The following is an 8,649-nucleotide window of genomic DNA, read 5'->3' on the forward strand; positions in this document are numbered from 1 at the left end:
TAAATGCTGTAAACTAGCTGATAAGTTGTTTTATGGTTCGTCAGCAAAATCATTTTTCGTATTCAAACGAATAATGTGTTACAATTTCCCTTATTAAAAGTTAAAAATGAGGAAGAAAATAATGAGCAAAACACTACCGGTACAAAAAAATGATTATATAGATGTTGAATTTGTGGATTTAACCCATGATGGGGCAGGAGTTGCTAAGGTTGATGGCTATCCGCTATTTGTCCCGAATGGTCTCCCAGGAGAAAAAGCAAAGATCAAAGTGATTAAGGTAAATAAAGGGTACGGATTTGGCAAACTTATTGAAACATATGAAGAAAGCCCATATCGAGTAAAGTCTCCGTGTCCAATCTATAAGGAATGCGGCGGCTGTCAGCTTCAGGACTTAAGCTATGAAGGACAGTTAAAAGCAAAGGAAAAGCAAGTGAAGGATGTGCTTGAACGGATTGGGAAGCTTGAAAATGTTAAAGTTCACCCAGTCCTTGGAATGAAGGAACCTTGGCGATACCGAAACAAGGCTCAAGTTCCTGTTGGTGAACAGGAAGGCGGACTAATCGGTGGCTTCTACCAGCAGCGAAGCCATCAAATCATTAATATGAAGGAATGCATCATCCAGCAGGAGAAAAATGACGAGGTAGTTCAGGAGGTCATTGAAATCTGCAGCCGGTATGGCGTTCGTGCCTATGATGAAGGCAGGCACAAAGGGGACCTTCGCCATGTCATGACTCGTTATGGACTTGTGACAGGTGAAGTGATGGTAGTATTAATTACAAGAACAAATGATTTGCCGCATAAAAAGAAACTGATTGAGGAAATCATCTCACGAGTACCAGGAATCAAATCAATTGTCCAAAACGTCAATCCAAAGAAAACAAATGTGATTTTTGGAGATGAGACAAAAGTACTTTGGGGAGAAGAAGTCATTTATGATTTTATCGGTGATATAAAGTTTGCCATTTCTGCCCGTTCTTTTTATCAAGTAAATCCAGAGCAAACAAAGGTTCTTTACGAAAAAGCTCTGGAATACGCTGATCTAAGTGGCGAAGAAAAGGTCATTGATGCTTATTGCGGAATTGGTACGATTTCTTTATTTCTTGCTCAAAAGGCGAAGAAGGTTTTTGGTGTAGAGATTGTGCCGGAAGCGATTGAGGATGCGAAACGCAATGCAGAACTTAACGGAATCATAAATGCTGAATTTGCCGTTGGGGAAGCAGAAGCAGTCATTCCAAAATGGTATGAAAAAGGAAATTCAGCAGACGTACTTGTTGTCGATCCTCCTCGAAAAGGCTGTGACGAGGCACTTTTGAAAACAATCATAGACATGAAGCCGAAGAAAGTCGTCTATGTCAGCTGCAATCCTGGAACATTAGCGAGGGATTTGCGGATATTGGAAGATGGCGGGTATAAGACGGTTGAGGTGCAGCCGGTGGATATGTTTCCGCAGACTACACACGTCGAGTGTGTCGCGCTGTTGACACGCATGACATCAGAACTAGAAAAGGATAATAACTAGGCCGTAACGATTCCTACTCTTGTGGCAGCGGTCAGAAAATAAGATTAGCATAAAGAGAGCTGAACTCAGAAGGAAAGTGGGGCAATAGAAGAAAATGAAATTTTTAGGATTAGGAAATTTAATTTTATATAGCATCGTTATAGGAGGAATTACAGGGCTTCTGACATGGAGTTTTTTAGCGATTGTTTCTTTAACAACTCACTTTTTATGGGTTGATTTACCAAATGTGATTGATGTTAAAAATTGGACCATAATCGTGTGTTTAGTTGGAGGTATTTTAGTAGGCTTATGTCAAAAGTATTTTGGTAATTATCCACGTAATATGGATGATGTAGTTGCAGAATTCAAGGAAACAAAAAGAATTGATTACAGTTCAGGATATAAAAACGCAATAACGGCCATTTGTGTTCTTTCTTTTGGAGCTAGTCTTGGTCCCGAGGCAGCTTTAGTTGGTATTGTAGGAGGTCTTGCTACATGGGCTGGAGATGTTTTAAAATCTTTAGTTAAGAAAAAAACTATTGTAAATGAACATGAAGAAATCGTAATAAAGTATAGTGTTGAGGCTACAATTGGCATGATTTTTAGGTCACCGTTATTTGGAGCTGCTACATTCTTTGAAGATAGAGAAGATCCAAAACGTATAAAGTTGATAAAGACACTTGTATATTCTTTTACTACTATTGCAGGTTTTTTTGTATTTATACTGTTATCCAAAATAGATTACAGACAATTTTCTTTAGCGGATTTTGGTTCAGCAACAATAGGTAAACATGAAATAATAGCCATAATCCCACTTATCCTTTGTGGATTATTACTTGCAAAATTATATGAATTTTTTGGGCATTTTTTCCATAAGGTGCTTAAACCACTTGAAAATTATAAAGTAATTAAAGCTGTTATTGGAGGATTAGCACTAGGATTAATCGGAACTGTTCTTCCTATTACTTTATTTTCGGGAGCTCATGAGCTAACAGAATTAGCTGCAGAGTGGACCCATATCTCAGTTTATCTACTGATAGCAATAGGTATTGTAAAGCTATTCTTAACAGAATTTTGTTTAGCAACTGGTTGGCGTGGAGGACATATATTTCCTATTATTTTCGCGGGTGTAAGTATAGGATATGGACTTGCGTTGATATTCTCAATAGATCCAGTAACATCTATTACCGTTGTCACTACTTCACTCACAAGTGCAGTACTCAAAAAGCCAATAGCAGTTGTATTAATTTTTATCATGATATTCCCACTACAACTAATTATACCAATGCTATTAGCAGCATATTTGCCAATATATTTAATAAAGTTGAAATCGAGATACTCTAAGCAGTCATCACTGAGTTAAGGTCTCAGATAGTCTTTGAAGATGGGGATGGATACTGAATGAGATGAAGCAAATGCCATCCCTTTGTCTCAGGGTTGTACTCCCTGAAAAATTAACACATGTCAATACATGGGGATTTTTCTATCTATCACACATGCACAAATTTGAAAGTTTTTCCCCTTTTTGAATTAGCTTTTGTCTATTTTCGTTAAAAAGATCCCAGTAAGAGTTAATTACTTTCATTGAAAATAGCTACTACACGACTCCAACCAGCACTTGCATTAGTGATATTAATGGGAAACGCACATACGGTAAAACCATAAGGTTTTGGAATCTGATCAAGGTTACAAAGCTTTTCTATTTGGCAATATTCTTTACGTCTACCTACCAGATGAGCCTCCCAAAACTGCGATTTCCCTTCTTTTGCTTCTTTGGCTGTTACATCAAATGGACGATCTAGTCCCCATGCATCAATCCCAATCAGCTTTACCCCTTGGTCAATGAACCACTCCGTTGCTGAAGCAGTTAGTCCCGCATGCATAGACTCGTAACCTGGCTGATGAAAGTGCTTGGAAGCCCCAGTGTGTATCAGTACGATGTCAAAAGGTTTGATAGAATAATTAATATTTTTTAACTCATGTTGTATATCACCGATATTAATCTCTTCACCAGCCTGTTTGTGTGTCATCTTTATAAGAACTCCATCTCCATAACACCAATTTAAAGGAATTTGATCAATGGTTTTTGCCGGTTCTCCGTTAGATGTAGATCCATAATGATAAGGTGCATCAATATGGGTATAGGAATGAGTAGATAAAGTTACTTCCTCTACCGCCCATCCTTCTTCATCGGGCCAATAAGACTTATCAAGTCCCAAAAACTTTTCTGTTACTGCAATTGAATCTTTATGATTTTTATATGTTATTTTATGAGCATTCAGCTCAAAGTCCTGAGTGTCGTTTGATAATCGATCACTTAAATCTATAATTATTGTTCTTTTTCCATTTCGTACAAATGTTTCAATCATGTTTACACCTCCTCAGATTCTTTCAGCAAAAATTTCATAACTTTCCCCGTACTATTTTTCGGCAATTCATCGATAAAGACGATATTATCTAGTATATAATCAGCCAGGTGCCTTCTAGCATATTAGTATATCTTGCTGAGTAAGAGCTGCTCCCTCTTTTTGACCACATAGGTGAGGTAATTCCCCGTGAGCAGGAACTTCAATGCTGACAACAGCAATTCAAATCCAACTTGACAGACGAACCCTAAATGAAATTTAACAAAAGAACTTTCTAGTAAATTCATAATAATTGGATATCTCAGAAAACTCAATCCTGCTTTTGGCTTAGTTTGGTAAAAACTATTGGCATTTAAGACATAAAAAATCGTTTTTTTCTGTCTTGCGGGCAACGGGCGCCCTCCTAGGGTTGCCGGTGAAAACCGGATGTCGTGCACGCCAGCGGAAGCTCCTTCCCAATATTTGATTTGGTGGGGGAGGACCACTGTAGAATGAGCTCCATTCCTAATCTGGATTGCGCCCGATAGTTGAAGAGTCTATTGCATATTTGCTTCGAATTACGACATTAAAAAATCAAGAAACTATTCATCCGCTAAAACGTATTAGTTTGTAAATAAATAATAGGAGTTGATATATTGAGTACTCCACTTTTGATCTTAACATAGCAGGATAGTTGATGAAGAATAACAATTAGAGGAAATTAATAAAGTTTAATAGAAATAATTTAGAAAATTTATTTTAAAAGAGGACTAAATTATGTCTGAATTGACTTATCATGTGGCAACTACGGCCGACGGATATATTCGTAGTGTCTGACACCTTTGTTTTTGGGACAGCTTCATTATTTAACCGAGAAGGGGATTAAAGAGGCTGAAATATTAGTGGAAAAGTATTTACGAAAGATATTAGGAAAAAATGAATGAAATAACGAAAGGTTGAGGTTAGTAATGGAAGAATTACTTTTTTCCTGATGGGTAATCGGCCATCAGGAAATCGAACCGCACTTTATCCCTTTGCATAATCCAAAAGTTTTCTAAAAAAATATTTCAGATGCTAGACTCAAGAGAGCGAACCTATCAAGAAAGGAACGCTCTAAAATCTATTATTCAACATAAAAAACTTGTGAACTCCCAACCTCCAGACAACACAATCTTCCACCATAAGCACAACCGCCATCAATTCCAATGATATTATTATTCCCAAAATAAACATCCTTGCTTTCGTGCAAATAATTTGTCGGCGTATGTCCGAATACAACGGTCTTTTCTCCCGTGTATCCATTATGAAATTCCTCGCGAATCCACACTAATGTTTGAGGTTCAGTCGATTCTATGGGTGTATCTGGATGAACTCCTGCATGAACAAAGATATGGGTGTCTGTTTCATAGTAGTATGGAAATTCTTTTAGTATCTCAATGTGTGAACGAATGTCATCATTCATTTGAATAGGCTCAGGCATTTCATCGGTCGTATACCAATACTCCGAATCGTCCTTTTCAATTTCATAGCCGTAATTTTGGAGCGTGTTTATTCCGCCATTGTAATACCATCTTTTCAAATTCATCGGATCATCAAGAAAAGCATCAATCATCATCTTTTCGTGATTGCCAATTAATGCAATGGCTCCCTCAGTCCTCAGCTGAATGACCTTATCTAAAACAGCTCTCGAATGTGTCCCCCGATCCACAAAATCACCTAATAACAGTAGCTGGTCTCGGTCTTTGTCATATTTAACAAGCTCTAACAGTTTCTCGAATTTTTCTAAATCTCCATGAATATCACTTATGGCAAGCATTCGTTTCAACCGTCTCACATCCTTATTAAACTGCTACAATAGTTTGGTTTATTCATTCTAACATATAAATGGCAGTTAGTAAGAAGGGCAGAAGCATAAGAACTGCCCCAATTTTTCTTCATATGAGAAAACGCCAAAAGATTGCTATAATGATTATTATTATAAACAGTCAGAAATAAGAATAGGAGCAGTATGATACACATGAACAAAACGATTGGAATTTTAGCACATGTCGATGCCGGAAAAACAACTTTTTCCGAACAGTTGCTTTACCATACAAGAAGTATTAAGAAACGCGGACGGGTTGATCATCAAAGTGCCTTTCTTGACAGTCATGAGATTGAAAAGCAGCGCGGCATTACCGTTTTTGCTGACCAGGGAATCTTTGAATTTGGGGACTCCACCTATTATTTAATTGATACCCCAGGGCACGTCGACTTTTCTCCAGAAATGGAGCGGGCAATCCAAGTGATGGATATGGCGATTATTGTGGTCAGTGCAGTAGAAGGAGTAGAGGGGCATACGGAAACCGTTTGGAATCTATTAAAAAAGCACCGCATCCCAACATTTTTCTTCATTAATAAAATCGATAGGACCGGTTCAGACATCAATCGGGTTTTAGATGAGATTCGCAGTCATTTAACAAAGGATGTTTGTGATATTTCTGGGTCATTTATTGATGGCAAAATGGAGGATGAATTAATAGAATTCATTGCAGAGCGGGATGAGAATTTATTGGAGCATTATATGGAAAAAGGATATGAACCAAATTTATGGCTCCAAAAAATGCAAACCATGATTCAATCTGCTCAAATTTACCCATCTTCAAGCGGATCTGCTTTGCAGGATATAGGAGTGGATTCTTTTCTAGAAAAGCTGGAATTATTGTCAGTTACGCATTTCCCTATTCGTGAACCTTTTGCAGGGCGAGTCTATAAAGTCCGTTATGAGGAAAATGGTACAAGAGTCACTTTTATTAAAGCACTTAGTGGCGTGTTAAAGGTACGGGATGAGATCTCTTATGGAAATGAAATAACAGAAAAAGTGACACAAATCCGCCGTTATAATGGAACCCAATATGAACAAATTAATCAGGTAGAAGCTGGCGAGCTTTTTGCTGTTACTGGACTTTCTAGCGCATCCGTTGGTGATGGAGTTGGCGCACTAAAGGAAAAAGCGATGTACAAAATGGTGCCAACGCTGCGATCGAAAGTGGTGTTTGAACCTGGCGTAAACGTAAAGGAGGCTTTACGATATTTTCGCATGTTGGAAGCGGAGGACCCTTCACTTAATATAACGTGGGAGGAGCGTTTGCAGGAAATACATCTTCATGTCATGGGAGCGATCCAGCTAGAAGTGCTAGAGCAAATGGTCTTTGAACGGTTTCGTTTAAAAATTGCTTTTGAAAAGCCAGAGATTCTTTATAAAGAGACCATTGAAACAGATGTCATTGGGTATGGCCATTTCGAACCGCTTCGTCATTATGCAGAAGTCCATGTGAAATTGGAGCCTGGAAAAAGAAATAGCGGGACCCTATTTGAAAGCCAATGCCATACAGATGATTTATCAATTGGATATCAAAATTTGATTGGTCAGCATTTGTATGAACGGGAAATCCATGGCTTGCTTACTGGGTCACCGTTAACAGATATAAAGGTTTCTTTGTTAACTGGAAGAGCTCACAATCAGCATACCCATGGGGGCGATTTCAGGGAAGCCACCTACCGTGCTTTAAGACAAGGATTGGAAAAAGCCAGCAACATTCTGCTCGAGCCATATTATCAGTTCAAGATAAAAGTAGATATGGACCAAATGGGGAGGGTTTTATCGGATATTCAGACGGCATATGGCCGATTTGACCCGCCAGTTACGGAAGGAGAAAAAGCGATCTTATCGGGGATCGTTCCTGTTTCTACCTTTATGGATTACAGTACGGTGCTTGCCTCTTTCACACAAGGAAAAGGCCGCATAAGCTTAATGTTTGCAGGCTATCATCGCTGCCATAACGAACAAGAAGTAATCGAAAGGATCGCATATGATAAAAATGCCGATCCTGACTATACCTCTTCCTCCATATTTTGTGCAAAAGGACAAGGCTTTACTGTGAAATGGGATGAAGCTGAAGGAATGATGCATTGTTTATAATGCGTTAATAAGTCTAGCGGTTAGCGTGATTTCTGTTGTTTATGTGGATAATTTTTATATAAAAGGTAACCAAAGGCGACTATTGGTGCCCGCCACACGCGAAAAATGGTTCTCACGGTAACCAAAGGCGACCATTGGTGCCCGCCACACGCGAAAAATGGTTCTCACGGTAACCAAAGGCGATCATTGGTGCCCGCCACACGCGAAAAATGGTTCGTACGGTAACCAAAGGCGATCATTGGTGCCCGTCATACGCGAAAAATGTTTCACACGGTAACCAAAGGCGACTAATGGTGCCCGCCACACGCGAAAAATGTTTCACACGGTATTCAAAGGCGACTAATGGTGCCCGCCACACGCGAAAAATGGTTCACACGGTAACCAAAGGCGACTAATGGTGCCCGCCACACGCGAAAAATGGTTCACACGGTAACCAAAGGCGACTAATGGTGCCCGCCATACGCGAAAAATGGTTCGTACGGTAACCAAAAGCGACTATTGGTGCCCGCCATACGCGAAAAATGGTTCTCACTGTAACCAAAGGCAGTCAAGTCCATATTTGTGTGTAAAAATTGTATACAATGATTCGACTGTACTAAAAGAGTATTAGTCAAGTGAACTATAATTATTTCGAATTTACATTGAGGGGCGGGCATGATATAAAGCCAGGCATATTAGATGCCTGGCTTTATATCATGCCCGCAGAGGCTCAATGTCAATTCGAAATTAGGCTATTTCACTCTGTAAATGGTCAGTTATTACGCCTTTATTTTTTTAGATATGGAGATTTCTTATTGGTCCATTCTTCCTCAATCTCCATTAATACGGCACCAATGATTCTAATT

Annotated in this window: 7 protein-coding genes; 4 read left to right on the top strand and 3 right to left on the bottom strand. The window is 38.9% G+C overall.

Going from position 1 to position 8,649, the window contains the following annotated elements:
* Positions 1-121: 121 nt before the first annotated feature.
* Together rlmD and KHA94_RS16970 are read left to right on the top strand one after the other, a co-directional pair.
* Positions 122-1,519 carry a 23S rRNA (uracil(1939)-C(5))-methyltransferase RlmD gene (gene rlmD / locus KHA94_RS16965; RefSeq protein WP_213103330.1) on the top strand — a complete coding sequence of 466 codons (1,398 nt, stop codon included), beginning with the start codon at positions 122-124 and terminating at the stop codon, positions 1,517-1,519.
* 94 nt (positions 1,520-1,613) lie between these two features.
* Positions 1,614-2,861, top strand: coding sequence for a chloride channel protein (locus KHA94_RS16970; RefSeq protein ID WP_213103331.1), 1,248 nt, complete (start codon positions 1,614-1,616; stop codon positions 2,859-2,861).
* Between the two features lie 208 nt (positions 2,862-3,069).
* Here KHA94_RS16970 and KHA94_RS16975 read toward each other — a convergent pair whose 3' ends face one another.
* The 3 genes from KHA94_RS16975 to KHA94_RS16985 all read right to left on the bottom strand — a co-directional run bounded on the left by KHA94_RS16975 (position 3,070) and on the right by KHA94_RS16985 (position 5,668).
* Complete coding sequence (locus KHA94_RS16975) at positions 3,070-3,867, bottom strand: cyclase family protein (protein WP_213103332.1); 798 nt, start codon at positions 3,865-3,867, stop codon at positions 3,070-3,072.
* 122 nt (positions 3,868-3,989) lie between these two features.
* Positions 3,990-4,256 carry a hypothetical protein gene (locus KHA94_RS16980; protein ID WP_213103333.1) on the bottom strand — a complete coding sequence of 89 codons (267 nt, stop codon included), beginning with the start codon at positions 4,254-4,256 and terminating at the stop codon, positions 3,990-3,992.
* A gap of 710 nt (positions 4,257-4,966) precedes the next feature.
* Entirely contained in the window at positions 4,967-5,668 is a 702-nt protein-coding gene (locus KHA94_RS16985; protein WP_213103334.1) for a metallophosphoesterase family protein, read from the bottom strand.
* A 192-nt stretch (positions 5,669-5,860) separates the two neighbouring features.
* On the opposite strand from KHA94_RS16985, the gene KHA94_RS16990 reads away from it, so the two are divergent.
* Both KHA94_RS16990 and KHA94_RS16995 read left to right on the top strand, forming a co-directional pair.
* Positions 5,861-7,804: an elongation factor G gene (locus KHA94_RS16990; RefSeq protein ID WP_213103335.1), complete on the top strand. Its 1,944-nt coding sequence runs from the start codon at positions 5,861-5,863 to the stop codon at positions 7,802-7,804.
* A gap of 614 nt (positions 7,805-8,418) precedes the next feature.
* A partial coding sequence (locus KHA94_RS16995) for a hypothetical protein (RefSeq protein WP_213103336.1) occupies positions 8,419-8,649 on the top strand: 231 nt, incomplete at its 3' end.

It is taken from the genome of Cytobacillus citreus (assembly GCF_018343665.1).
Taxonomy (GTDB): domain Bacteria; phylum Bacillota; class Bacilli; order Bacillales; family Cytobacillaceae; genus Cytobacillus; species Cytobacillus citreus.

Excerpts from the sequence above, each read along its gene's own strand:
- rlmD (WP_213103330.1), top strand. The coding sequence starts at position 122 with ATGAGCAAAACACTACCGGTACAAAAAAATGATTATATAGATGTTGAA.
- KHA94_RS16970 (WP_213103331.1), top strand. The coding sequence starts at position 1,614 with ATGAAATTTTTAGGATTAGGAAATTTAATTTTATATAGCATCGTTATA.
- KHA94_RS16975 (WP_213103332.1), bottom strand. The coding sequence starts at position 3,867 with ATGATTGAAACATTTGTACGAAATGGAAAAAGAACAATAATTATAGAT.
- KHA94_RS16990 (WP_213103335.1), top strand. The coding sequence starts at position 5,861 with ATGAACAAAACGATTGGAATTTTAGCACATGTCGATGCCGGAAAAACA.